Raw genomic sequence first — 23,935 nt, forward strand, 5'->3', positions numbered from 1 at the left:
CTGCTTACAGGTTCATTTGTGGTAAGGGTGCCCGGACAATACCGTCCAGGCGCGGTAGATCTGCTCGCCGATGAGTATCCTTACCAACGGGTGCGGCAATGTCAGCGGCGACAACGACCAGCGTTGCTCGGCCCGTGCACACACCTCGGGCGCCAGGCCTTCCGGGCCACCGACCATCAGGTTGACCGTGCGTGCATCGAGCCGCCAGCGGTCCAGCTCGCCTGCCAACTGCTCGGTGCTCCAGGGCTTGCCATGCACCTCGAGCGTGACGATGCGCTCGCCCTGCTGCACCTTGCCGAGCATGGCCTCGCCCTCCTGACGAATCAGGCGGGCGACGTCGGCATTCTTGCCGCGGGTGTTCAGCGGAATTTCCACCAGCTCCAGCGACAACTCCGCAGGCAGGCGCTTGGCATATTCGTGCCAGCCTTCCTCCACCCACTTCGGCATGCGCGAGCCGACCGCGATCAGGCGCAGACGCATGGCGCCTTACTCGCGGTCTTTGAGCTTGTCGGTGAAGTAGTCACTGGTGTTTTCCGGGCTGTGATGCTTGGCATCGGCGGCGCGGCTTTGCTCGGCACCCACCCACAGGCGCTCCAGGTCGTAGAACTGGCGGGCAGCGGCGGTCATCATGTGCACGATGACATCGTTCAGGTCCAGGAGCACCCAATCGCTGTCGCCCTTGCCTTCTTCACCCAGTGGCTGAGCGCCTTCTTTCTTGACCGCTTCACGGACCTTTTCCAGCATCGCGTTGATCTGGCGGTTGGAGGTACCGGTGGCGATGATCATGTAGTCGGTCAGGCTGTGCTTTTCACGCACGTCGATGACCTGGATATCTTGTGCCTTGACGTCTTCCAGTGCGCTGATGGTCAGTTTGACCAGGTCTTCGCCGGCGATGCCGTTGGTTTTCTGCTTGCTCATATAAAACTCGTTCAACTCGTTGAATGAGGCGCCAGGGGCGCCGTCAGTTGGGTGCACGATACAGCTCGTGCGCCTCGATGTAGGCCAGTACGGCGTCCGGCACCAGGAACCTCACCGATCTGCCGCTGGCCAGCAGCTGTCGGATCTGTGTAGCCGACACCGCGAGCGGCGTCTGCCAGACGAACGAAATATTTCCCGCCGGGCCGGACATGGCGGTGGGATCGCTCTCGGAGCACGCAGCCAGCAGGTTGCGCAACTCGTCAGGGGGTTCTACGTCGGCATCCGGGCGCTGCAGCACCAGGATGTGACAGTGTTGCAGCAGTTCGTCCCAGCGGTGCCAGCCAGGCAGCCCGCAAAAGGCATCCCAGCCCAGCAACAGGAACAGCTGGTCGTCAGCGGCCAGTTCCGCGCGCACCGACTCCAGGGTGTCGATGGTGTACGACGGCTTGTCTCGTGCCAGTTCGCGCGCATCCACACTCAGCCCTGGCACACCTTGTACAGCACGTTGCACCATGGCCAGGCGATGCTGCGCGGTCACCTGCGGGGTATCGCGGTGCGGCGGCCGGGCGTTGGGCAACAGGCGCAGCTCATCCAGACCCATGAACTCGGCCACTTCCAGCGCACTGCGCAGGTGGCCGATGTGCACGGGGTCGAAGGTGCCGCCAAGAATGCCGACGCGCCGGATAGCCTGGGCCTTGCTCAACTCAGCAGGACTCCTGGCCACGCAGCTGGCCATCCCCGATGACCACGTACTTCTCGCACGTCAGGCCCTCCAGGCCAACCGGGCCGCGCGCGTGCAGCTTGTCGGTGGAAATGCCGATTTCAGCACCCAGGCCGTATTCGAAACCGTCAGCGAAGCAGGTAGGGGTATTGAGCATGACCGACGCCGAGTCGACTTCTGCCATGAACCTGCGCGCTTCACCTTGATGCTCGGTGAGGATCGAGTCGGTGTGGTGCGAACCGTAGTGGTTGATATGTTCGATGGCCTGGTCCAGGCCGTCGACCACACGAATGGAGAGCACCGCGTCGAGGTATTCGGTGTGCCAGTCCTGCTCGGTGGCGGCCTGTGCGTCAATCAATGCGCAGGTGCGCTCGCAACCGCGCAACTGCACGCCCTTGTCCTGGAAGCGGCGGGCCATTTCCGGCAGGAAGCGGGCCGCCACTCGCTGGTCGACCAGCAGGGTTTCCATGGCACCGCAGATGCCGTAACGGTAGGTCTTGGCATTGAACGCCACAGGCCAGGCTTTCTCCAGGTCGGCATGCTGGCTGACGTAGATATGGCAGATACCGTCCAGGTGCTTGATGACCGGCACACGGGCATCGCGGCTGATACGCTCGATCAGCCCGCGCCCACCACGGGGCACGATGACATCGACGAACTCGGGCATGCTGATCAGCGCACCCACCGCTTCGCGATCGGTGGTTTCCACCACCTGCACCACGGCAGCTGGCAACCCCGCAGCCGCCAGGCCGCGCTGAATGCACGCAGCAATGGCGCGGTTGGAATGAATGGCCTCAGAGCCGCCGCGCAGGATGGTGGCGTTACCCGACTTGAGGCACAGGCTGGCGGCATCGATGGTCACGTTCGGCCGCGATTCGTAGATGATCCCGATCACCCCCAGCGGGACGCGCATCTTGCCTACCTGAATACCGGACGGGCGGTAGCTCATGTCACGGATGGCACCGACCGGGTCGGGCAGGCCGGCCACCTGACGCAGGCCAGTGATCATGCCATCGATGCGCGCAGGGGTGAGCGCCAGGCGATCGAGCAGCGCCGGCTCCAGGCCATTGGCGCGGCCTTGGGCGAGGTCCTGCTCATTGGCAGCCGTGAGTTCGGCACGACCGGCGTCCAGAGCGTCGGCAGCCGCTTGCAGCGCGCGGTTTTTCTGCGCGGTGGTGGCACGGCCGATCACCCGGGACGCTTCGCGTGCGGCGCGACCAAGGCGGGTCATGTAGTCAAGAACGGACTCAGTCATGGGTTCGGTGTCTTGGCGAAGGGGAAATCGGCTGATTATAACTGTCATGCAGGTGTACGCCCAGCGGCGGGTGGCGGATGGTCGAAATAAGGGTGGGTCTGGATTGCAGCGTTCAGCCTCGATTAAGCATTTCATTGCTATCATTGCGCCTTCCCCACCCGCGAACCGCCCGCATGCCAGCACTGCCCGACAGCTTCTTCGACCAGGATGCCCAGGCCTTGGCCAAGGCCCTCCTGGGCAAGGTCATCCGCCACCGCCAAGGCAACCTGTGGCTGGCCGCCCGCATCATTGAAACCGAGGCCTACTACCTCACCGACAAGGGCAGCCACGCCTCGCTGGGCTACACCGAAAAGCGCAAGGCGCTGTTTCTCGAGGGCGGCCACATCTACATGTACTACGCCCGTGGCGGCGACTCGCTCAACTTCAGTGCCCAGGGCCCCGGCAACGCCGTACTGATCAAGTCTGCCTACCCTTGGCAGGACGCCCTGTCCGGCCCCGACAGCCTGGCGCAGATGCAACTCAACAACCCCGATGCCAGCGGCAACCTGCGCCCGCCCGAGCGCCTGTGCGCCGGCCAGACCTTGCTGTGCAAGGCACTGGGCCTGAAAGTGCCGCACTGGGACGCACAGCGGTTCGACCCCCAGCGGCTCTATGTGGAAGACTGCGCCGGCCCAGTACCCCGGGTGATCCAGGCCGCCCGCCTGGGCATCCCCCATGGCCGCGACGAACACCTGCCCTACCGCTTCGTCGACGCCGAGTACGCCCGCTTCTGCACACGGAACCCGTTACGCCGCGGCCAAGTCGAAGGCCGCGACTTCTTTACGCTGCAACAAGGGAGCTGAACCATGGATCAATGGCTCGACAGCCTCACCGGCTGGCTGGGTGCCAACCCCCAATGGCTTGGCCTGGCGATTTTCGTGGTGGCCTGCATCGAATGCCTGGCCATCGCCGGTATCATCGTGCCGGGTACCGTGTTGCTGTTTGCAGTGGCAGTGCTGGCCGGTAATGGCGCCCTGAGCCTGAGTGAAACACTGCTGCTGGGTTTTCTCGGCGGCCTTCTCGGCGATGCACTGTCCTACACAGTGGGCAAATACTTCCACCAGAACATTCGGCGCCTACCCTTGCTGCGCCACCACCCCGAGTGGATCGGCGGCGCAGAAGCCTACTTCCAGCGCTACGGCATCGCCAGCCTGCTGGTAGGCCGCTTCATCGGCCCGCTGCGGCCTATGCTGCCGATGGTGGCCGGCATGTTCGACATGCCGCTGCTGCGCTTCGCCGCTGTCAGCCTGCTGGCGGCCGCCGGCTGGTCGGTAGCCTATCTGCTGCCCGGCTGGGCCACGGGTGCAGCCATGCGCCTGCCGTTGCCCGAGGGGTTCTGGCTACAAGCCGGCATCGTCGCCGGCACCCTGGCGGTGATTATCGGTGTGAGCTTGAGCACCAGCATCCGTGACCACCGCCACGGCACCCGGGTAATTGCCGGCCTCAGCCTGCTGGCCTTGACCGGTGTGTTCCTGGGGTGGCCTTACCTGCACGCGTTCGACCAGGGGGTGATGACGCTGGTGCAGGAACACCGCAGCCAGGCCTATGACGGCACCGTGGTCCTGGTGACCCGACTGGGGGACTTCCGTACCCAGCTGTTTCTGGGCGGGCTGCTGACCGGCCTGCTGCTGCTGGCCCGGCAGTGGCGCCATGCCTTCTTCGCCGGCGGCGCGCTCATGGGCACCGCCATCGCCAACGGTACGCTGAAGTGGCTGTTCGCCCGTGCCCGCCCGGAGGTACTGACCGACCCACTGACCAGCTACAGCATGCCCAGCGGGCACAGCTCTGCTTCGTTCGCGTTCTTTCTGGTAATGGCAGTGCTTGCCGGGCGCGGCCAACCGCCGAGAATGCGCCTCACCTGGGTGGTGATCGGCTGCATCCCTGCCTTGTCGATCGCGCTGTCGCGGGTGTACCTGGGTGCACACTGGCCCACCGACATTCTGGCCGGGGCCTTGCTGGCCTGCTGCGTGTGTGCGCTAAGCCTGACACTGGTGCAGTATCGCCAGCCTTTGGCGCCACTGCCGCAAAAGGTATGGTGGCTGATACTGCCAGCATGCCTGGCCCTGTTCGCCTACTTTGCCACCCACTCGTTCCCCCACGCCCTGCTGCGCTATCAGTATTCGTGAGGCAGCAGCCTAGGCGAACAGCTCGCCCTGTATCCGCTCCAACAGCTTCTGGATTTCGCCCAGCCGCTGCTGGGGCGAATCGAGGCTGAGCAAGTCCAGCTTGTCTTCTTCCATGAACGGCAGCAGGTAAGCCAGCTGGTTGGCCAGCGCCTGCCGCCCGTCTACCGGGCGCGGCATGTCCAGCGCTTCGACCATGGGGTGTTCACCCAGCGCCACCAACAGCGCCAGCAGGTCGTCGTCCGCGTCCTGCAAGGGGCTGTCTGGCGCCTCTGACAGCCACTGCACCTGCCCCACCAGCAACTGGTCCTTCTGCACCTCGGTGGCATCCAGGGTGAAACGCCGCACACCTTCCACCCGGATACCGAGCAAGCCATTGTCCTGCTGGGCGAAGTCGCGGATCACCGCTTCGCAACCAATGGAGGCGACCACCGGCGGTGCCTTGCCCACCTGCTCACCTTCGACGATGCACACTACACCGAAGCCCTCGCCCTGCTTCATGCAGCGCCCGATCATGTCCAGGTACCGGGCCTCGAATATCTGCAGGTCCAGGAAGCAGCCCGGAAACAGCACGGTATCGAGGGGAAACAGCGGTAACGTCATTTCAAGTCCTCACGCCACCAGGCTGACAGCCAGCGGCAGGAACACCGCAGTCGCCACGCCCATCAGGCTCATCGCCAGCGCGGCAAAGGCGCCGCATTCGTCACTTTCCTGCAAAGCCACCGACGTGCCGACCGCGTGGGCGGTCACCCCCAGCGACATGCCACGGGCTTCTGGGCTGTGCACACCGCAGCGGCTCAGCAAGGCCGGGCCAAATATGGCCCCGAGCACCCCGGTGATCAGCACGAACACCGCCGCCAGCGCCGCCACGCCGCCAATCTGTTCCGCCACCAACATGGCGATGGGCGAGGTGACCGACTTGGGCGCCATGGTCATCAGGATCATGTGTTCGGCACCAAACCACCAGCCCAGCAGCAGGCAGCACAGCGTGGCGAACAGCCCCCCGAGTACCAGGGTAGTAAAGGTTGGCCAGAACAGCTGACGAATGCGCCGCAGGTTCAGGAACAGCGGTACCGCCAAAGCGACCGTAGCCGGGCCCAGCAGGATATTCATGATTTCGGTGCTCTTGCGGTACTCGCGGTAGTCGATACCACAGACAAGCAGCACGCCGATTACCAGGGCCATCGACACCAGCACCGGTTGCAGGAAGATCCAGCGCGTCTTCTCGTACCCTGCCAGCACCAGTTGATACGCACCCAGGGTGATGCCGATACCGAACAGTGGATGATGCACCACGGCGTCGAGTGCGCCCTGCCAGTCGAGCATCATGGCTGCTCCTCGCGCCTGGCCTGGCGATGGATGAGCTTCTGCATCAACACGCCGACGAACACCAGGGTGAGCAGGCACGAAATCAACAGCGCGCCCACAATCGCCCAGAAGTCATCGGCGATGTCACGGGCATACACCATCACCCCTACCGCAGGCGGCACCAGCAGCAGCGGCAGGTACCGCAGCAGGCTACCAGCCGCCAGGTTCAGGGGCTCGCCCACCTCGCCGCGCACCATCAGGAAGCACAGCAACAGCAACAGGCCCAGGATCGGCCCCGGCAAGAACGGCAGCAGCAGGTGATTGAGCGCCGTACCCAACAGCTGGAACAGCACCAGCCAGGTCAAACCACGCAACAGCATAAGCATCTCCCTATGGCATGCGGCCCATTATAAGCATGCCCCTGCAGTAGTCATCGAACCCTGCGTAACTTGACTGAGCGCAGGGTGCGTGCTGACCTTGCACTTTCGTACCAACTACAACAGTGGAGACATTGCGATGCCCCAGGTACCGGTAACAGCGCTGTCGCAGTACGTTGGCAAGCCACTGGGCCATTCGGCCTGGCTGAAAATTGACCAGCAGCGTATCAACCTGTTCGCCGAAGCGACCGGGGACTTCCAGTTCATTCACGTCGACCCGCAGAAGGCCGCTCAAACGCCTTTCGGCGGCACCATCGCCCATGGCTTCCTCACCTTGTCCCTGATACCCACACTGATCGAGGACATCCTGGTGCTGCCGCAGGGCCTGAAGATGGTGGTGAACTACGGGCTGGACAGCGTGCGCTTCATGCAGCCGGTAAAGGTAGGCAGCCAGGTGCGGTTGAAGGTGGACCTGGCCGGGGTGACGGAGAAGAAACCGGGGCAGTGGTTGCTCAAGGCAATTGCCACCCTGGAAATAGAGGGTGAAGAAAAGCCTGCCTATATCGCGGAGTCGCTTTCGCTGTGTTTCGTCTAGGCACCACGGGGGCTATCCCAGGGGCTATCCCAGGCTTCTCTACAAACCCTCTGCACTCGCGTAAACTGCCTGCCTTTGTGCAGCCCAGGCTGCCCCTGTCGATTTAGCAAAGGTGCCCGCCATGCCCTGGCTGCAAGTACGCCTGGCCATCAGCCCGGAACAAGCCGAAACCTACGAAGATGCGCTGCTGGAAGTGGGCGCAGTTTCGGTGACCTTCATGGACGCCGAAGATCAGCCGATCTTCGAGCCAGACCTCAACACCACGCCACTGTGGTCGCATACTCACCTGCTGGCCCTGTTCGAAGCCGATACCCAGCCCGAGCAGGTGTTCGCCCACCTGCGCCTGCTGACCGACGACGAGCTGCCGCAACACCAGGCCGAGGTGATCGAGGACCAGGACTGGGAGCGCAGCTGGATGGACAATTTCCAGCCGATGCGCTTCGGCCGTCGCCTGTGGATCGTGCCCAGCTGGCACGACGCCCCGGAAAAAAACGCCGTCAACCTGCTGCTCGACCCGGGCCTGGCGTTCGGCACTGGCACCCACCCCACCACCGCGCTGTGCCTGGAATGGCTGGATGGCCAGGAACTGCAGGGCACCCAGGTACTGGACTTCGGCTGCGGCTCGGGCATTCTGGCCATCGCAGCCCTGCTGCTGGGGGCCCGTGAAGCCGTGGGTACCGACATCGACGTGCAGGCCATCGAAGCCTCGCGGGACAACGCCCAGCGCAACGGCATCGCCGATGACAAGCTGGCACTCTACCTGCCTGAGCACATGCCGGCCATGCAGGCCGACGTGCTGGTCGCCAACATCCTGGCCGGGCCGCTGGTCTCGCTCGCACCGCAGTTGTCCGGGCTGGTTCGCCCAGGCGGCCTGCTGGCATTGTCGGGCATCCTCGCCGAACAGGGCGAAGAAGTGGCCGCCGCCTATGCTGCCGATTTCGAGCTAGACCCCATCGTCGTTCGCGACGGCTGGGTGCGTATCAGTGGTCGCCGCCGCCCAGCGCGCCCATAACCGTCCCCTGCACAGCCTCCGGATTGCCGCATGACCGACAGTTTCGTCACCCAGTGCCCGCATTGCCAGACCAGCTTTCGCGTCACTCACCACCAGTTGAGCGTGGCCCGTGGCGTGGTGCGCTGCGGCCAATGCCTACAGGTGTTCAACGCCGCCAAGCAACTGCTGGAGCAAAACCGCGCCCAGGCAGGCAGCACACCGGCGGCACCCGCGGCCGACAGCGAGGGTGCAGCAGCGCCCGCCAGCCAACCGGTGGTGGCTGCCGCGCCCGTAGAGCCCGTCGCGGGCGAGCCGGCCGATACGCCAGAAGCCGCCCTGGCCCGCACCACCCAGGCCCTGGACGAACTCGACCTGGACATGGAACTGGAGCGCCTGGAGCGCCGCGGGCAGTCACCGCAATCGCGCCCGGCCAATGCTGACGGCGGCTTGCAGGCACGGCGCGACGAGCCCCATGCGCAAGACCCTGCAGACGATCTGTTTGGTACCGCCACCGACGAGCCGCTGGAGCCGCAACAGGCCGCAGCCGCCCCGCTGCTAAGCGAACCACCGCCCCCAGGCCTGGTGCCCGGTGAGCGTACCGAACCCACCTTTACAGGCAGCCTGGACCTCGACGCCGACGATGAGCCCACCCTGCAGCGCGGGGTCGTGATCGAGGATGAACCGCACCGCGACCCGCCAATGCGCACTGACCCTGACGATGTTCCCATCCAGGGCCTGAGCGCCCTGGATGACGAACCGCCGGCACTGCACATTTCCGCCCGCGACGACGATGACGCCACCCCACCCACCGTGGCAGGCGAGCGCCTGGAGCCCGGCCTGTCGGGCAAGCCCGAGCGCCCACGGCGCAAGGAGCCGTTGGTGGACGTGGTGGACGACCCGCTGCAGCTGGGCTGGGAAAAGCCCGCCCCCAACTGGGGCAAGCGTATTCTGTGGACGGTACTGACGCTGCTGGCCGCAGGCCTGCTGGCTTTGCAGTACGTGTGGTTCCACTTCGACGAGTTGGCCCGCCAGGACCAGTATCGCCCCCTGTTCGAGAACATCTGCCCTGCCGTAGGCTGCCAGGTGCCGTCCCGGGTCGATATCGCGCGCATCAAGAGCAGCAACCTGGTGGTGCGCAGCCACCCGGACTTCAAGGGCGCCCTGATCGTGGATGCAATCATCTACAACCGCGCCCCCTTCGCCCAGCCGTTCCCGCTGCTGGAGCTGCGCTTCGCCGACCTCAATGGCCAGTTAATTGCCAGCCGGCGCTTCAAGCCCAGTGAATACCTGTCTGGCGAACTGGCGGGCCGCGGTGAAATGCCCAGCCAAACCCCCATCCACATCGCCCTGGACATCCTCGACCCAGGCCCGAAAGCCGTCAACTACAGCCTCAGCTTCCGTTCCCCGGAGTAAGCTGCAAGCTGCAAGCTTCAAGCGGCAAGATAAAGGCAGCTGCGGTTCGGGCCTCTGTCTTGCAGCTTGCCGCTTGCAACTTGCAGCTCGAGGCCGGAGGCCGAGAACTGCTCAGATTTTATCCAAATCCATCTTTATCCAGTCATCGAGAGCGGGTATCATGCCAACCCTTTTTCGAACTCCAAGATTCGGCCCCACAACAGGGATCACCTATGTCGGCGGTACGCATCGGCCCATATACACTGCGCAACAACCTGATCCTCGCGCCCATGGCCGGGGTCACGGACCAGCCTTTCCGAACACTTTGCCAGCGCATGGGCGCAGGCATGGTGGTGTCAGAAATGGTGTCCAGCGACATGTCGTTGTGGAACAGCCGCAAGTCGAGCCTGCGCCGCATCCATGAAGGCGATCCCGAGCCCCGTTCGGTGCAGATCGCCGGGGGTGATGCGCAGATGATGGCCGCAGCTGCCCAGGCCAACGTGGCGGCGGGTGCGCAGATCATCGATATCAACATGGGCTGCCCGGCGAAAAAAGTCTGCAACAAAGCTGCAGGCTCTGCTTTATTGAGAGATGAGGCACTGGTCAGCGACATTCTGCACGCGGTAGTCGCCGCGGTGGATGTTCCGGTGACCCTGAAGATCCGCACCGGTTGGGACCGGGCGAACAAGAACGGCCTGAACGTGGCAAGAATTGCCGAACAGGCTGGCATCCAGGCGCTTGCGGTACATGGCCGCACACGCGCCGACCTGTACACCGGTGAAGCCGAATACGACACCATCGCTGCCATCAAGCAGGCGGTATCGATCCCGGTCTTCGCCAACGGCGATATCACTTCGCCAGAAAAGGCCCGGGCAGTGTTGGACGCCACGGGGGTTGACGGCTTGCTGATTGGCCGGGCTGCCCAGGGGCGGCCCTGGATATTCCGTGAGGTCGAGCATTACCTGCGCACTGGGCAACACCTGCCAGCGCCGCAACTGGACGAAGTGGAACGCATCCTGCTGGAGCACCTGGCTGCGCTGCATGCCTTCTATGGCGATGTGATGGGCGTGCGTATCGCCCGCAAGCACGTAGGCTGGTACCTGGCAACACGACCCGGCGGCAAGGAGTTTCGCTCCCGGTTCAACGCTTTGGAAGACACACAAGCGCAGTGCGCCAACGTTCGCGCGTATTTCAGCGAACGTCGACAGAGCCTTGAGACAGAGGACGGACAAGGGGTGGCCGCATGACGATGATGACCGAGACTTTTGTGAGTGGAACAACGCCCGTGAGCGACAACGCCAACCTGAAACAGCACCTGAACACGCCGAGCGAAGAGGGCCAGACCCTTCGCGACAGCGTCGAGAAGGCGCTGCACAACTACTTCGCCCACCTGGAAGGCGCGACCGTCACAGACGTGTACAACCTGGTGCTCTCCGAAGTCGAGGCGCCCCTGCTCGAAAGTGTCATGAGCTACGTCAAGGGCAACCAGACCAAAGCCAGCGAGATGCTCGGGCTCAACCGAGGCACCCTGCGCAAGAAGCTCAAGCAGTACGACTTGCTGTAAGCCAGAATCCCAATCAGAAAAGGCGGCTCTTCACAGAGACGCCTTTTTTGCTGACTCCACCGCGTTATTTGGAACCCGAAATGACCGACCAGACTACCCGCCTGCCAGTCCGCCGCGCCCTGATCAGCGTCTCCGACAAGACCGGTATCCTCGAATTCGCCCGTGAGCTGCAACAGCTCGGTGTCGAGATCCTGTCCACCGGCGGCACCTACAAGCTGCTCAAGGACAACGGTGTCAACGCGGTGGAAGTGGCTGACTACACCGGCTTCGCCGAAATGATGGATGGCCGGGTGAAAACCCTGCACCCGAAAATTCACGGTGGCATCCTGGGCCGTCGCGGCACCGATGACGCCATCATGAACGAGCACGGGATCAAGCCGATCGACCTGGTCGCCGTCAACCTCTACCCGTTCGAAGCCACCATCGCCAAGCCTGGCTGTGACCTGCCGACCGCCATCGAGAACATCGACATCGGCGGCCCGACCATGGTCCGTTCGGCAGCCAAGAACCACAAGGACGTTGCCATCGTGGTCAATGCCGGCGACTACGCCAGCGTTCTCGAAGGCCTCAAGACGGGTGGCCTGACCTACGCCCAGCGCTTCGACCTGATGCTCAAGGCCTTCGAGCACACTGCCGCCTACGACGGCATGATCGCCAACTACATGGGCACCATCGACCAGGCCAAGGACACCCTGAGCACCGAAGCGCGCAGCGAATTCCCGCGCACCTTCAACAGCCAGTTCGTCAAGGCCCAGGAGATGCGCTACGGCGAGAACCCGCACCAGAGCGCGGCGTTCTACGTAGAAGCCAACAAAGGCGAAGCCAGCATCTCCACCGCCGTGCAGCTGCAGGGCAAGGAACTGTCGTTCAACAACGTGGCTGACACCGACGCTGCGCTGGAATGCGTGAAGAGCTTCGTCAAACCGGCCTGCGTCATCGTCAAGCACGCCAACCCGTGCGGCGTGGCCGTGGTGCCTGAAGACGAAGGCGGCATCCGCCAGGCGTACGAGCTGGCCTACGCCACCGACACCGAGTCGGCGTTCGGCGGCATCATCGCCTTCAACCGCGAGCTGGATGGCGAAACCGCCAAGGCCATCGTCGAGCGCCAGTTCGTCGAAGTGATCATCGCACCGAAAATCTCCCAGGCTGCCCGCGACGTGGTGGCGGCCAAGCAGAACGTTCGCCTGCTGGAATGCGGCGAGTGGCCAGCCGAGCGTGCTGCCGGCTGGGACTTCAAGCGTGTCAACGGCGGCCTGCTGGTACAAAGCCGCGATATCGGCATGATCGGCGCCGATGACCTGAAGATCGTCACCAAGCGCGCACCGACCGAACAGGAAATCCACGATCTGGTGTTTGCCTGGAAAGTGGCCAAGTTCGTCAAGTCCAACGCCATTGTGTACGCCAAGCAGCGCCAGACCATCGGCGTGGGTGCCGGCCAGATGAGCCGCGTCAACTCCGCGCGCATTGCTGCCATCAAGGCTGAGCATGCTGGCCTGCAGGTGCAAGGCGCAGTCATGGCATCGGACGCGTTCTTCCCGTTCCGTGATGGCATCGACAATGCCGCTAAAGTGGGTATCAGCGCCGTGATCCAGCCAGGTGGCTCGATGCGTGATGCCGAGGTGATTGCTGCCGCTGATGAAGCCGGCATTGCCATGGTGTTCACCGGAATGCGCCACTTCCGCCACTGATTTACGGCAATCGGCCGCACTGAAGCAGGCATCTGCTGCGTTGGGGCCGGTTCCGCTGATGCTCATTGCCAGAAGGCAACTCCGCTCATCGGAACCGGCCCCGCCTTGCATCTACCTGCTTCATTGCGACCTCGTATAGCGAGAGGCAAAGCCTCTCGTTCGACAGATTTCGAGGTTTTGACATGAAAGTTTTGATCATTGGCAGCGGCGGCCGTGAGCACGCCCTGGCCTGGAAAGTCGCCCAGGACCCACGCGTCGAGAAGGTCTTCGTTGCCCCGGGTAACGCTGGCACCGCCATTGAAGCCAAGTGCGAAAACGTTGCCATCGACGTGTGCGCCCTTGAGCAACTGGCCGACTTCGCAGAAAAGAATGTCGACCTGACTATCGTCGGCCCCGAAGCCCCTCTGGTGATCGGCGTGGTGGACCTGTTCCGCAGCCGCGGTCTGGACTGCTTTGGCCCAACCAAGGGCGCGGCCCAGCTGGAAGGCTCCAAGGCATTCACCAAGGACTTCCTGGCGCGCCACAAGATCCCGACCGCCGACTACCAGAACTTCACCGAGATCGAGCCGGCCCTGGCCTATCTGCAGGAAAAAGGCGCACCGATCGTGATCAAGGCCGACGGCCTGGCAGCGGGCAAAGGCGTGATCGTCGCCATGACCCTGCAGGAAGCCGAAGAGGCCGTGCGTGACATGCTCGCAGGCAATGCCTTCGGCGAAGCCGGTTCGCGCGTGGTGATCGAAGAGTTCCTCGACGGTGAGGAAGCCAGCTTCATCGTGATGGTCGACGGCCACAACGTGCTGCCCATGGCCACCAGCCAGGACCACAAACGTGTCGGCGACCAGGACACCGGCCCGAACACCGGCGGCATGGGTGCCTACTCCCCTGCCCCTGTGGTGACCGCCGACGTGCACCAGCGCGTGATGGACCAGGTCATCTGGCCGACCGTGCGCGGCATGGCCGAAGAAGGCAACGTGTATACCGGTTTCCTGTATGCCGGCCTGATGATCGACAAAGCGGGCAACCCCAAGGTCATCGAGTTCAACTGCCGCTTCGGCGACCCAGAAACCCAACCCGTCATGCTGCGCCTGGAATCGAGCCTGGTGTTGCTGATCGAAGCCGCCTTCGCCAAGGCGCTGGACAAGGTCGAGGCCCAGTGGGACCCACGCCCGAGCCTGGGCGTGGTGCTGGCTGCCGGGGGTTACCCGGGCGACTACGCCAAAGGCGCGGCCATCAGCGGCCTGGACGCAGCGGCCAAGCTGCAAGGCAAGGTGTTCCATGCAGGCACCACGCTCAGGGATGGCCAAGTGGTCACTGCCGGTGGTCGCGTACTGTGTGCCACCGCCATGGGTGACACGGTGCAGGCCGCCCAGCAGCAGGCCTACCGCCTGGCTGAGCAGGTGAAGTGGGACGGCAGCTTCTACCGTACCGACATCGGTTACCGGGCCATTGCCCGTGAGCGTGGCGAGCAGCACTAAGCCGCATCGCTGCGCTGTTGCGCCCGGGCAGTGCCAGGCCCGGGCGCACGGCAGCCGCCCCGTCGGCAGGGCCCAGCCGGGCCTTGCCATTGGCTTGGCGCGCCGCGCATAGTTATCACCCCGCACATCGGCTAAGAAGGGATTTCGTAGTGCGCCGGCTCCGGATTGCCTCAGCGTTGTTCATCAGTTTGCTGTCCCTGCTGTGCGTGCTACCGGCCATGGCGGAGCATGATGGCGGGTGGGCGCTGCTGCTCGACGAACATGCCAACCTGCAACTGAGCGACGTGCGCTCCGAACGCTATCGCAACCAGTTCAGCCCCCTTGAGCTCGACGAACTGGATGCGGCCCCCGCCGACCAGGCGCTGTGGTTGCACTACCGCCTGGAACCCGGCACTCAGGAACAGCTGCTGCGGGTATTCGCCCCGGACCTTTCCGGCCTCGACCTGTACGCCCTGCAGGGCGACAAGCTGTTGCGCCAGCTGCATCACGGCCGCCACGCGGGTACGGCACAACCCACCCTGCGGGGCAGCGATCACGTACTGCCCCTGCCCAACAGCACGCAACCCCTGGACATCTACCTGCGGCTGGTGTCGGAACACCAGCTGCGCCCTGCCATCAGCCTGGAACCCGCCGCCGAGGCGGCTGCCAGCCAGCACCAGCCGCTGCTGTTCGGCATGCTGTTTGGTGGGCTAGTGATGCTGATCCTGCACAACCTCATCCGCTTCATCTACAGCCGCTCGAGCACCACGCTGGTGCTGGCGCTCTACCACAGCCTGATGCTGCTCAGCGGTTTGATCCTGCTCAACCTCAGCGGCCCCTGGTGGCACGTGTGGCACAGTGCACAAACCCCTGCGGCCTACCTCACGCTGGTGCTGGCGGGCCTGGCGGGGTTGTATTTCACTCAGCGGTTCTTCTACCCCTTCCACTCGGCGCGCCTGAACAAGCTGTTGAATGGCGAAATGCTGGTCGTGGCGCTCAGCGGCTTGATCCTGCTGTTCGTCGATACCTTGCCGCTGAACCTGATGACGTATGCCCTGATGGCTTTGGGCAGCGTCACCATGCTGCTGGTCAGCAGCTACTACTGGTACAAGGGCTATGCGCCTGCCCGGCTGTTCAGCGTCGCCATGATCGTGTTCAACGTCGGTGGCCTGGTACTGCTGCCTGCGTTGCTGGGGCTGACACGCACCTCGACACCCTGGCTGCTGTGCATTCTGCTGGGGCTGGCCGTGGCCAGCGGGCTGCTGCTCAACCTGGCCGTCAGCGACCGCCTGCGGCGCATGAACGAAGAGCGCTTCAGTGCCAGCCGTGCCTTGGCCGCCAGCGATGCCGAAATCAATGCCAAGGCCGAATTCCTGGCCAAGATCAGCCACGAGATCCGCACCCCCATGAACGGCGTGCTGGGCATGACCGAACTGCTGCTGGGCACGCCGCTGTCGGTGAAGCAGCGCGACTACGTGCAGACCATTCACAGCGCCGGTAACGAACTGCTCACCCTGATCAACGAGATCCTCGACATCTCCAAGCTCGAATCCAGGCAGATCGAGCTGGATGATGTGCAGTTCGACCTCAACGCGCTGATCGAAGACTGCCTGAATATCTTCCGGGCTAAGGCCGAGCAGCAGAATATCGAGCTGATCAGCTTCACCCAGCCGCAGGTCCCGCGGGTGATCAGTGGCGACCCGACGCGCCTGCGCCAGGCATTGTCGAGCCTGCTGGAAAACGCACTCAAAAACACCGACCAGGGCGAGATTCTGCTGGTAGTGGCCCTGGACCAGCGCGGCGAAGTACCGCGCCTGCGCATCGCCGTGCAGGACAGCGGCGAGCCTCTGCCCGCTGCCGAGCGCGAAGCCCTGCTGCAGGCCAAGTTGCACAGCCATCATTTTCTGTCCAGCAACAAGCTGGGCGGCCACCTTGGGCTGATGATCGCCAAGCAGTTGATTGGGCTGATGCAGGGTGAATTCGGCATCAAGAGCAGCACCGGCACCGGCAACACCCTGTGGCTGACCCTGCCGCTGGATCCTTCCGCCCTGGAGCAGCCCCCGGCAGACCTTGACGGCCCGCTGCGCGATGCCCGGGTGCTGGTGGTGGACGACAACGACACCTGCCGCAAGGTGCTGGTGCAGCAATGCAGCGCCTGGGGCATGAACGTAAGCGCAGTGCCTTCCGGCAAGGAGGCCCTGGCACTGCTGCGCACCAAGGCCCACTTGCGCGACTACTTCGACGCGGTGTTGCTGGACCAGAACATGCCGGGCATGACCGGCATGCAGCTGGCGGCCAAGATCAAGGAAGACCCCAGCCTGAACCACGACATTCTGGTGGTCATGCTTACCGGCATCAGCAACGCGCCCAGCAAGATCATCGCGCGCAATGCCGGGGTCAAGCGGATCCTCGCCAAGCCAGTGGCCGGCTACACGCTCAAGACGACACTGGCCGAAGAGCTAGCCCAGCGCGGCCGCGACCAGCTGTCGTCCGTTACCGCGCTGGGCAAGCCCCAGGCGCTGGAGCTTCCCGGTGATTTCCGGGTGCTGGTGGCCGAAGACAACAGCATTTCCACCAAGGTGATTCGCGGCATGCTTGGTAAGCTGAACCTGGAGCCAGACACCGCCGCCAACGGCGAAGAGGCCCTGCAGGCGATGAAGGCCAAGCGCTACGACCTGGTGCTGATGGACTGCGAAATGCCGGTGCTGGATGGTTTTTCCGCCACTCAGCTGTTGCGTGAGTGGGAAGCCGCCCACCAGCGCCCACGCACCCCGGTGGTGGCACTGACTGCGCACATTCTCGCCGAGCACAAGGAACGTGCGAAACTGGCGGGCATGGACGGGCACATGGCCAAGCCGGTGGAGCTCTCACAGCTGCGCGAAGTGGTGCAGTACTGGGCCAGACACCGGGATGCCGAAACCGACCCTGCACCGCCGCGCTGACCTGCGAGGCCATGCCCGGCCCCGCAGGTGGCCCGGGTATCAAAAGGCGTAGTCAAGCACACGCTGCAGGCTCAGCTGCACAACGCGGTCCTGCACTTTCGGTAGAAAGCTGTGCTCGAACGCCAGCAGGTTGAAACGCACCAGTTCCGCCCGCACGTGCGTGTGGCTGCGCTTGCGGTTGATGAACCCTGCGCTGAATGCCGAGCGCACATCCGTTTCGTGGTAAACCACCATATCAACGCGGTTGGCGCCGGCCGGCGCACACGGCAGCAGCTGGAAATGCTGACGCTCCAGTGCGTAGTGCTCCAGCTTCTGCAACACCGAGAGGTTGGCCACCAACTTGTGCAAGGCCATGCCCGTGGCCGTGGCGAAATGCTCACCCGCGGTTGCAGCAATGGTTTCCAGCACCTGGTCCACCTGCCTGGTGCGCTGTTGATCGGGCCAGTGCACCTGCTCGGGCGACAGCGCATCCCAGCCCATGAACTTCAGTTGGTTGCGGTAATAGGCGAACCAGTCCTGCACCAGGCCCTCCCGGTGAGCCGCTTCGGTCGCGCGCTCGGCCAGCGCCAATGCCAGTTTCACCTTGTACTTGTGCGCGGCGGGCACGCCGTCCAGAAACGACACGACACCCGCGCCAATCACGGCAGCTGCTGCTTCACTCATGGCCGGCTCCTGTCTGCGGTGTGTGAGGATCGAAGCGGTACTCGCCCTGGCCATCCTTGGTTTGCATCAAGGCATGCAGCGCCTCGCGCTGGTGCTGGAAACGCTTGTTGTCCAGGGCCAGGGAAATGCCATTGAACGCGGCCTCGCCCTTGAGTACCTGATCGCTCAGCAACTGTGCCAGCGACAGGCCCGAGAGCGGCGTTTCGGTGTGCAGGGTAATGCTGCACAGGTCCAGCACCGGGCCTGGTTTGAGCAGCCCGAGCTCAATGACCACCTGCGAACCACCGGCCTGGTCCTGTACGCAGAATTTCTTCAGATGCGCCACCCCGTCCGCTGACTGGCCTAAACCCGCAGCGAAGGCTGCCAATACGGCTTGCTGTTGAATCGAGCGCACCTTGAGCCAGGCGTCCAGGGGCTGCAGCCGCGTGCTACGGGTCGGCTGCCCCAACTGCCTCTGATCGTAAGTGCTGGCCAGCTTGATCCAGCCCAGCCGGCGCAGGGCCGCCCGGTAGGCGTCGTACCAGGCGTCATGGTCGGCAAACCGCGAGCCTGCCTCCTTGTTCGCAACCAGCTGCGCGTACAGTATCGAGTCGAAGGCGGCCTGGCGCTCAACCCCGGCCCCGGCCGGTGCATACAACAGCGCCGTGCCGCCGATCAGCATGAGCTGCTCGTCTGCTTTATCCATGGTGTTGTCTCTTCGGTAAACCCAGGAAAGGCGGCGCCGTCACAGCGCCGCCCGGCGATCAGATGTCGTACTGCAGCACGTTCTCGACGCTGCGCACGCCGAGCTTGTTTTCCACGGTTTCGCGCACTTTGTCGTAGACGAAGTTGTTCAGCGTGAGCACTGCGGTGCCTGCGTAGTAATGGGTCTTGTCCAGCTTCCACTGAATGCCCAGCACGTCATCGTCCAGCTTGGGTGCCGAGGCCTGGACGCAACTGACCACCATCACCACATCGTTGTTGGCGGTTTCGATACAGGCGGCCATGCCGACCATGCCGCGGGCCTTGTTCTGGCGTTTATGGTCGACCACCTTGGCGTCATCCTGCACGGTGGTGAGCTTGTCGAACGCCAGCTTGGCCAGGCCGCCCAGCTTGGTGCCGCCGAGGATGGCATTGCCTGCCACGCCGATGGCGCGGATGGCGACTGCACCCACGGTCACCGACAGCTCTGCCGAGGTTTCCAGCTCAAAACTGCGCTTGGGGATGGTAAAGCCCAGGTCGCGCATCACGTCGACGAATTTGTCGTACCACTCGCGCGACTGTTTTTCCGCATCGAAGGCCTTATCAGCTACCAGGGTGGCGAAGTGAAAGGCGTTCTTCACATCGTGGCGGCTTTGCGTGGACATGCCTGCGCCGCAGGCCAGCAGGTTGCCTTCGACCAGGATGGCGGAATCGTTGGTTGTGACTTGTGTTGCATCGGACATCTGCAAACTCCTTGGTGATTACCCCTGAGATCAGGGGCAATCACCTTATCCAGCACGCCGGCAAGGCGGCGCGCTGAAGGGTTTCCAGAGCAGCTAGCTGGCGCCGGGGTACCAGCGCGGGGTATAGGCCCAGACCCCGCCCGCAGCCCTCGGGAATACGCAGGTGGTCGACGAGCCAACCAGTACCATGGTGCGCATATCGACCATTTCGGGCACCAGCTCGTCCAGGGTGACTACCCGCAGTGTCTGCCCCGGCCTACCGATATCACGGCCAAGGACTACAGGCGTGCGCCCTTCGCGATGGCGACGCACCACTTCCAGGGCGGTGCCCAGCTGATGAGGGCGGGCTTTGGAAATGGGGTTGTAGAACGCCAGCACCAGGTCCGCCTGGGCAGCCAGGTCGAGGCGTTTCTCGATGATCGACCACGGCTTGAGGTTGTCCGATAGCGACATCACACAGAAGTCGTGCCCCAACGGCGCGCCGGCCTGTGCGGCGGTGGCGAGGCATGCCGAAACGCCGGGCAGCATCTGCAAGTCAACCCGGTGCCACGCAGGGTCGTCGGAGGCGTGCAGTGCTTCGAGCACAGCAGCCGCCATGGCGAACACGCCGGGGTCGCCTGACGACACCACCACCACCGAGCGGCCTTCGGCGGCCAGCCGGAAGGCATGGCGGGCACGCTGCATTTCTTCACGGTTGTCGGTGCAGTGCACCACTTGGTCGTCGCGGAACGGGCCGGCCATGCGCACATAGGTCTCATACCCCAGCACATCCTCGGCCTGTGCCAGCTCGGCCTTGACTGCCGGCACCATCAGCTCGGCTGCCCCGGGGCCCAGGCCGATCACCGCCAGCCGGCCGCGCCGGCGCCCCACCCCGGCGACATCGACCGGCGCTGACGCCACACCGATCACCAGGCCCGGTTGTTCGATCAGCCGGGCACCGGGCACGGCAGCTGCAACCATACTCGCCAGCCCTGCTGGGCTTGGCGCGAACCGCAGGGCCACGCCAAGCGCCTGTGCGGCTTGATGCAAATCGGCATCGGCCATGGCCTGCTCGTCGGCCAGCACACAGGCCAGCGAAAGCGGCGCGATGCCCGCCTGCTGCAACGCTTCCGGCAGGTTGGCCAAGCGGCCACCGGCAACGCCTGCCACCACCGAGCGCGGGTGGATGAGCAGTTCATCGCGGCTGGCCGGGCGTGCTTCGCAGCCCACATGAATGGTGCGGGTGGCCGCGTCACTGGCCGGTAACTGCGCCTGCATCAACCATGGCGCCTCGCCAGCTATGCGCACGGGCTCGCCGGCCAGCAGGTCGGAAACAAAGCGCTTGCCCTGCTCCAGGTCAGCCAGTGCATAGCCCGCGGGCGGGTTCAGCAGGCAGGTACCGAAGCGCAGCTCGCCGCTGGTGGTGATGGCCGGTGTGGCACCCAACTGTTCGGCGATTTCGCGGGCCATCCGGTTTACCCCGGCCAGGCCCCCGAGCAACGGCACCACGGCGCTACCGTCTTCGGCGACGGCCAGCACCGGCGGCTCGTCGTCCTTGTCGCCAAGTACGCAGGCAAGGCTGCGAATCACGATACCCGCAGCGCACAGGGCAATGAGGGGCGTGCCGTCTTCATACAGGCCACGCAAGGTATCGCCGAACGCGGTGTAGTACGCATCCGCGCCCTGCACGCGGCCGGCCAGGCCGTGGATACGCGCCTGGGGGTAGCGCTGCTGAATGCGCTGCGCCGTGGCCAGACTGCCCGGCCCCAGTACGACGATGGCCGGCGCCCTGTGCATGTTCACCCCTGCCATTTTTCACCCGGCACGATAATCAGCGAGAAATACGGCGACGATTGCGGGTCGACGGCGTCCAGCGGCACGATCTTCTGGTTGGCCATGGTCGCCCGTTCCACGTACAGCGCACGGCGGTCCAGGCCAAGCTCGGCGAGTACCTGGCGCACCTTGGGGAAGTTGCGGCCAAGCTTCATGATCACCGCCGCGTCGGCGTCGGCCAGGCGGCGCTTGAGCTCTTCTGCCGGCAACACGCCAGAGAGCACAGACAAACTCTGGTTGCGATACACCAGCGGCGCGCCCAGCACCGACGCGCCACCGAGCATGGAGCACACGCCCGGCACTACCTCGGCTTCATAGCGCTGGGCCAGCCGGTCGTGCAGGTACATGTAGGAGCCGTAGAAGAACGGGTCGCCCTCGCAAATGACCGCCACGTCGCGCCCGGCATCCAGGTGCTCGGCAACCTGCACGCTGGCTTCGTCGTAGAAGTCGCTGATCACCTGCTCGTAGGACAGGGGGGCAGGCAGCACCTCGGTGGTCACCGGGTAAACCAGTGGCAGCAGCGTCTGCTCGGCCTGCAGGTGCGCTTCGATGATGCCGAAAGCGTTGCCGCGCTTGCCCTTGGCCACGAAATAACCCACCACTGGGGACTCACGCAGCAAACGCAGGGCCTTGAGGGTGATCAGCTCGGGGTCACCAGGGCCTACACCCAGGCCGATCAGCCTTCCACGCGGGGCCATCATTCCACCTCCGTGGCCAGGGCGTTGACGGCAGCAGCGGCCATCGCACTGCCCCCCAGGCGGCCTTGCATGATCACGAACGGAACGCCGCGGCTGTCGGCGGCGAGCATTGCCTTGGATTCAGCGGCGCCCACGAAGCCTACCGGGAAGCCCAGGATCAGCGCCGGGCGCGGGGCGCCGGCGTCGAGCATTTCCAGCAAATAGAACAGCGCAGTGGGGGCATTGCCAATCACCACCACACTGCCTTCCAGGTGCGGCCGCCACAGTTCCAGGGCGACGGCCGAACGGGTATTGCCGGCTTCCTTGGCCAGCGCTGGAACGCTGGGGTCGCGCAGGGTGCAGATGACCGGGTTGTTGGCTGGCAGGCGCGCCCGGGTAATGCCTTCAGCCACCATGTGCGCATCACAGAGGATCGGTGCACCGCCCAGCAGCGCCTGGCGCCCCGCCTGGCCTGCGCCTTCGGAAAATTGCAGGCCGTCGATGGCGTCGACCATGCCGCAGGCATGGATCACCCGTACAGCGAGCTTTTCGAGGTCAGCGGGGATCCGCTCCAGCCGTGCTTCCTCACGGATGATCCGGAAGGAATTGCGATAGATCTCCTGACCATCGCGGATGTAGTCAATCATCAAGGTGCTCCGTCGGCAGGGCGAGCATAGCGCCTGCTTCATTCAAGGTAATGTCGGTGGCGCGCAAGGCGCCAAACCCCGGTTGGCGGGGGTTGCGCAGGTACAGGTCGTAGCGGCCAGGGGCACGCGCCAGCAAGGTGACCGGGGCAACGTGGGCCACCGCGCAGGAACGCACGCAGCCAGTGAGGTGCACGCTGCCCGGGGCGCCCGGGCCCAGCAAGGCAGCCAGGGCCACGGCATCTGCCTTGGTTTCGGCCTTGGCTTTGGCGCAGCCGCTGGCGCCGGTACAGGCACTGATGCGCGCCAGCGGTTGCTGGCCGTCGCACATCAGGCCGGCCGCTGCCAGGGTGGCCTGGGCCTGCTCGTGGCCGTTGGCGTCGAGGTTGGTCAGCACCAGGCTTTGCCAGGGGCTCATGCGCAGGCTGCCATCACCCTGCTGGCGCGCCACCTGGGCCGCTGCACGCAGCATGGCCGGCGTCAGGCGGCCCTGGGGCGGGGCTACACCCAATGCCAGCCCCTGCGCCTGGGGCAGCAGCCCCAGCCACGACACCTGGCAGGGCTGGCGGCGCCAGCCGAGCACGGCAGCATCGCGGCGGATGGGCAGGCCAAGCCCGTCGACGAACGCCGCAGGTGGGCACTCGCCCAGCAGGTGGCGCATGCGCGTCTGCGCCGGTGTCGCCAGGTCCAGAAAACGCTCCAGCACCCCACGTACCAATGCCAGGCCATTCGCCACCGGCACCGCGCCAAGCACCTGGCCATCAGCCGGGCAGCTCGCCAGGCCGAACGCCAGCCAGGTTTGCCCCTCCACGCGCAGGGCAGACAGCCACAGGTCATGGGGGTGTTCAAGCATGGCCAGGCGCTCACCCGCGTCCAGTTGCACGGCAAATTTGGCCGATAACTGGTGATAACGCGGGGTGCCTTCGAGCAGGTCGAGGATCTGCCCGGCCAGCGGCCGGGCATCAAGCAGCATAGCCGGGTCATGGCCGGCCAAGGGGCTGAGCATCAGGTTGCGCACATCGTCACCGGCTGCCTCGCGCGGGCCCAGGCCCGCGGCGAGCAGGGCCTGCACCAGGCCCTGGTGATCGCTGCCTACACCACGGATCTGCAGGTTGCCCCGATTGGTGGCCTCGATCACCCCGCCCGCAAAGCGTTCAGCCGCAGCGGCCACGGCGTCGGCCTGGTCGGCCAGCAGTAGCCCGCCAGGCAGTTTGACGCGGCAGATGCCGCCATCCAGCGCACTGACGATACGCCACAGCCCCGGGCAGGCCGAGGGGCGGGGCGAAGGGTGTGGGGTTCGAGCCTGCATCAAAGGGGTGTCCGGCAATCCGTGAAACTGCGCTTGAGT

General features: G+C 64.6%; 24 protein-coding genes. 10 read left to right on the forward strand and 14 right to left on the reverse strand.

The features are described 5' to 3' along the window. Positions 1 to 12 precede the first annotated feature (12 nt). The 4 genes from rlmH to APH25_RS09175 are packed head-to-tail and all read right to left on the reverse strand — an operon-like array spanning position 13 to position 2,894. Positions 13 to 480: a 23S rRNA (pseudouridine(1915)-N(3))-methyltransferase RlmH gene (gene rlmH, locus APH25_RS09160; RefSeq protein WP_028632757.1), complete on the reverse strand. Its 468-nt coding sequence runs from the start codon at positions 478 to 480 to the stop codon at positions 13 to 15. 6 nt (positions 481 to 486) lie between these two features. Then, positions 487 to 918, reverse strand: a complete 432-nt coding sequence (gene rsfS, locus APH25_RS09165) for a ribosome silencing factor (RefSeq protein ID WP_028632758.1) — start codon at positions 916 to 918, stop codon at positions 487 to 489. A gap of 43 nt (positions 919 to 961) precedes the next feature. Then, a complete protein-coding gene (gene nadD, locus APH25_RS09170; RefSeq protein WP_060481691.1) occupies positions 962 to 1,654 on the reverse strand; it encodes a nicotinate-nucleotide adenylyltransferase in 693 nt (230 codons plus the stop codon). Next, complete coding sequence (locus APH25_RS09175) at positions 1,623 to 2,894, reverse strand: glutamate-5-semialdehyde dehydrogenase (RefSeq protein ID WP_060481692.1); 1,272 nt, start codon at positions 2,892 to 2,894, stop codon at positions 1,623 to 1,625. The genes nadD and APH25_RS09175 overlap by 32 nt, the downstream gene beginning before the upstream one ends. Before the next feature lie 173 nt (positions 2,895 to 3,067). On the opposite strand from APH25_RS09175, the gene APH25_RS09180 reads away from it, so the two are divergent. Further along, positions 3,068 to 3,736, forward strand: coding sequence for a DNA-3-methyladenine glycosylase (locus tag APH25_RS09180; protein WP_060481693.1), 669 nt, complete (start codon positions 3,068 to 3,070; stop codon positions 3,734 to 3,736). A gap of 3 nt (positions 3,737 to 3,739) precedes the next feature. Continuing rightward, positions 3,740 to 5,059: a bifunctional DedA family/phosphatase PAP2 family protein gene (locus tag APH25_RS09185; protein ID WP_060481694.1), complete on the forward strand. Its 1,320-nt coding sequence runs from the start codon at positions 3,740 to 3,742 to the stop codon at positions 5,057 to 5,059. A 9-nt stretch (positions 5,060 to 5,068) separates the two neighbouring features. Here APH25_RS09185 and APH25_RS09190 read toward each other — a convergent pair whose 3' ends face one another. The 3 genes from APH25_RS09190 to APH25_RS09200 are packed head-to-tail and all read right to left on the reverse strand — an operon-like array spanning position 5,069 to position 6,744. After that, a complete protein-coding gene (locus tag APH25_RS09190; RefSeq protein WP_028632763.1) occupies positions 5,069 to 5,659 on the reverse strand; it encodes an LON peptidase substrate-binding domain-containing protein in 591 nt (196 codons plus the stop codon). Positions 5,660 to 5,668: 9 nt separating this feature from the next. Beyond that, complete coding sequence (locus APH25_RS09195; protein WP_028632764.1) at positions 5,669 to 6,385, reverse strand: LrgB family protein; 717 nt, start codon at positions 6,383 to 6,385, stop codon at positions 5,669 to 5,671. After that, positions 6,382 to 6,744 (reverse strand): CidA/LrgA family protein, encoded by a 363-nt coding sequence (locus APH25_RS09200; RefSeq protein WP_028632765.1) that lies wholly within the window; start codon positions 6,742 to 6,744, stop codon positions 6,382 to 6,384. Before APH25_RS09200 ends, APH25_RS09195 begins: the two co-directional genes overlap by 4 nt. A 136-nt stretch (positions 6,745 to 6,880) precedes the next feature. On the opposite strand from APH25_RS09200, the gene APH25_RS09205 reads away from it, so the two are divergent. From APH25_RS09205 to APH25_RS09240, 8 genes are all read left to right on the forward strand, one after another. Continuing rightward, positions 6,881 to 7,336: a MaoC family dehydratase gene (locus APH25_RS09205; RefSeq protein ID WP_028632766.1), complete on the forward strand. Its 456-nt coding sequence runs from the start codon at positions 6,881 to 6,883 to the stop codon at positions 7,334 to 7,336. A 121-nt stretch (positions 7,337 to 7,457) separates the two neighbouring features. After that, positions 7,458 to 8,348 (forward strand): 50S ribosomal protein L11 methyltransferase, encoded by an 891-nt coding sequence (gene prmA, locus APH25_RS09210; protein ID WP_028632767.1) that lies wholly within the window; start codon positions 7,458 to 7,460, stop codon positions 8,346 to 8,348. A 30-nt stretch (positions 8,349 to 8,378) separates the two neighbouring features. Further along, positions 8,379 to 9,740 carry a DUF3426 domain-containing protein gene (locus tag APH25_RS09215; RefSeq protein WP_060481695.1) on the forward strand — a complete coding sequence of 454 codons (1,362 nt, stop codon included), beginning with the start codon at positions 8,379 to 8,381 and terminating at the stop codon, positions 9,738 to 9,740. Positions 9,741 to 9,952: 212 nt separating this feature from the next. Beyond that, positions 9,953 to 10,966, forward strand: a complete 1,014-nt coding sequence (gene dusB / locus APH25_RS09220; RefSeq protein WP_028632769.1) for a tRNA dihydrouridine synthase DusB — start codon at positions 9,953 to 9,955, stop codon at positions 10,964 to 10,966. Beyond that, on the forward strand, positions 10,963 to 11,283 hold the full coding sequence (gene fis / locus APH25_RS09225; RefSeq protein WP_023534526.1) for a DNA-binding transcriptional regulator Fis: 321 nt from the start codon (positions 10,963 to 10,965) through the stop codon (positions 11,281 to 11,283). The genes dusB and fis overlap by 4 nt, the downstream gene beginning before the upstream one ends. An 80-nt stretch (positions 11,284 to 11,363) precedes the next feature. Further along, entirely contained in the window at positions 11,364 to 12,971 is a 1,608-nt protein-coding gene (purH, locus tag APH25_RS09230; RefSeq protein ID WP_060481696.1) for a bifunctional phosphoribosylaminoimidazolecarboxamide formyltransferase/IMP cyclohydrolase, read from the forward strand. A gap of 182 nt (positions 12,972 to 13,153) precedes the next feature. Next, positions 13,154 to 14,446, forward strand: a complete 1,293-nt coding sequence (purD, locus tag APH25_RS09235) for a phosphoribosylamine--glycine ligase (RefSeq protein WP_060481697.1) — start codon at positions 13,154 to 13,156, stop codon at positions 14,444 to 14,446. Between the two features lie 149 nt (positions 14,447 to 14,595). Next, a complete protein-coding gene (locus tag APH25_RS09240) occupies positions 14,596 to 17,367 on the forward strand; it encodes a hybrid sensor histidine kinase/response regulator (RefSeq protein ID WP_060481698.1) in 2,772 nt (923 codons plus the stop codon). Positions 17,368 to 17,406: 39 nt separating this feature from the next. Here APH25_RS09240 and APH25_RS09245 read toward each other — a convergent pair whose 3' ends face one another. The 7 genes from APH25_RS09245 to cobG all read right to left on the reverse strand — a co-directional run bounded on the left by APH25_RS09245 (position 17,407) and on the right by cobG (position 23,914). Next, positions 17,407 to 18,030 (reverse strand): hypothetical protein, encoded by a 624-nt coding sequence (locus APH25_RS09245; RefSeq protein ID WP_060481699.1) that lies wholly within the window; start codon positions 18,028 to 18,030, stop codon positions 17,407 to 17,409. After that, the gene (locus APH25_RS09250; RefSeq protein WP_177331162.1) at positions 18,023 to 18,715 is read right to left on the reverse strand and encodes a hypothetical protein; all 693 of its coding nucleotides are present in this window, start codon (positions 18,713 to 18,715) and stop codon (positions 18,023 to 18,025) included. Before APH25_RS09250 ends, APH25_RS09245 begins: the two co-directional genes overlap by 8 nt. A gap of 58 nt (positions 18,716 to 18,773) precedes the next feature. After that, the gene (locus APH25_RS09255; RefSeq protein WP_028632775.1) at positions 18,774 to 19,454 is read right to left on the reverse strand and encodes a hypothetical protein; all 681 of its coding nucleotides are present in this window, start codon (positions 19,452 to 19,454) and stop codon (positions 18,774 to 18,776) included. 93 nt (positions 19,455 to 19,547) lie between these two features. Further along, positions 19,548 to 21,230: a precorrin-3B C(17)-methyltransferase gene (gene cobJ, locus APH25_RS09260; RefSeq protein WP_060481700.1), complete on the reverse strand. Its 1,683-nt coding sequence runs from the start codon at positions 21,228 to 21,230 to the stop codon at positions 19,548 to 19,550. A 2-nt stretch (positions 21,231 to 21,232) separates the two neighbouring features. Then, complete coding sequence (locus APH25_RS09265; RefSeq protein ID WP_028632777.1) at positions 21,233 to 21,964, reverse strand: precorrin-2 C(20)-methyltransferase; 732 nt, start codon at positions 21,962 to 21,964, stop codon at positions 21,233 to 21,235. Then, a complete protein-coding gene (locus APH25_RS09270; protein ID WP_028632778.1) occupies positions 21,964 to 22,590 on the reverse strand; it encodes a precorrin-8X methylmutase in 627 nt (208 codons plus the stop codon). Before APH25_RS09270 ends, APH25_RS09265 begins: the two co-directional genes overlap by 1 nt. After that, positions 22,583 to 23,914: a precorrin-3B synthase gene (cobG, locus tag APH25_RS09275; protein ID WP_060481701.1), complete on the reverse strand. Its 1,332-nt coding sequence runs from the start codon at positions 23,912 to 23,914 to the stop codon at positions 22,583 to 22,585. Before cobG ends, APH25_RS09270 begins: the two co-directional genes overlap by 8 nt. Positions 23,915 to 23,935: the final 21 nt, after the last annotated feature.

This window comes from Pseudomonas sp. NBRC 111119, from assembly GCF_001320125.1.
GTDB lineage: Bacteria > Pseudomonadota > Gammaproteobacteria > Pseudomonadales > Pseudomonadaceae > Aquipseudomonas > Aquipseudomonas parafulva.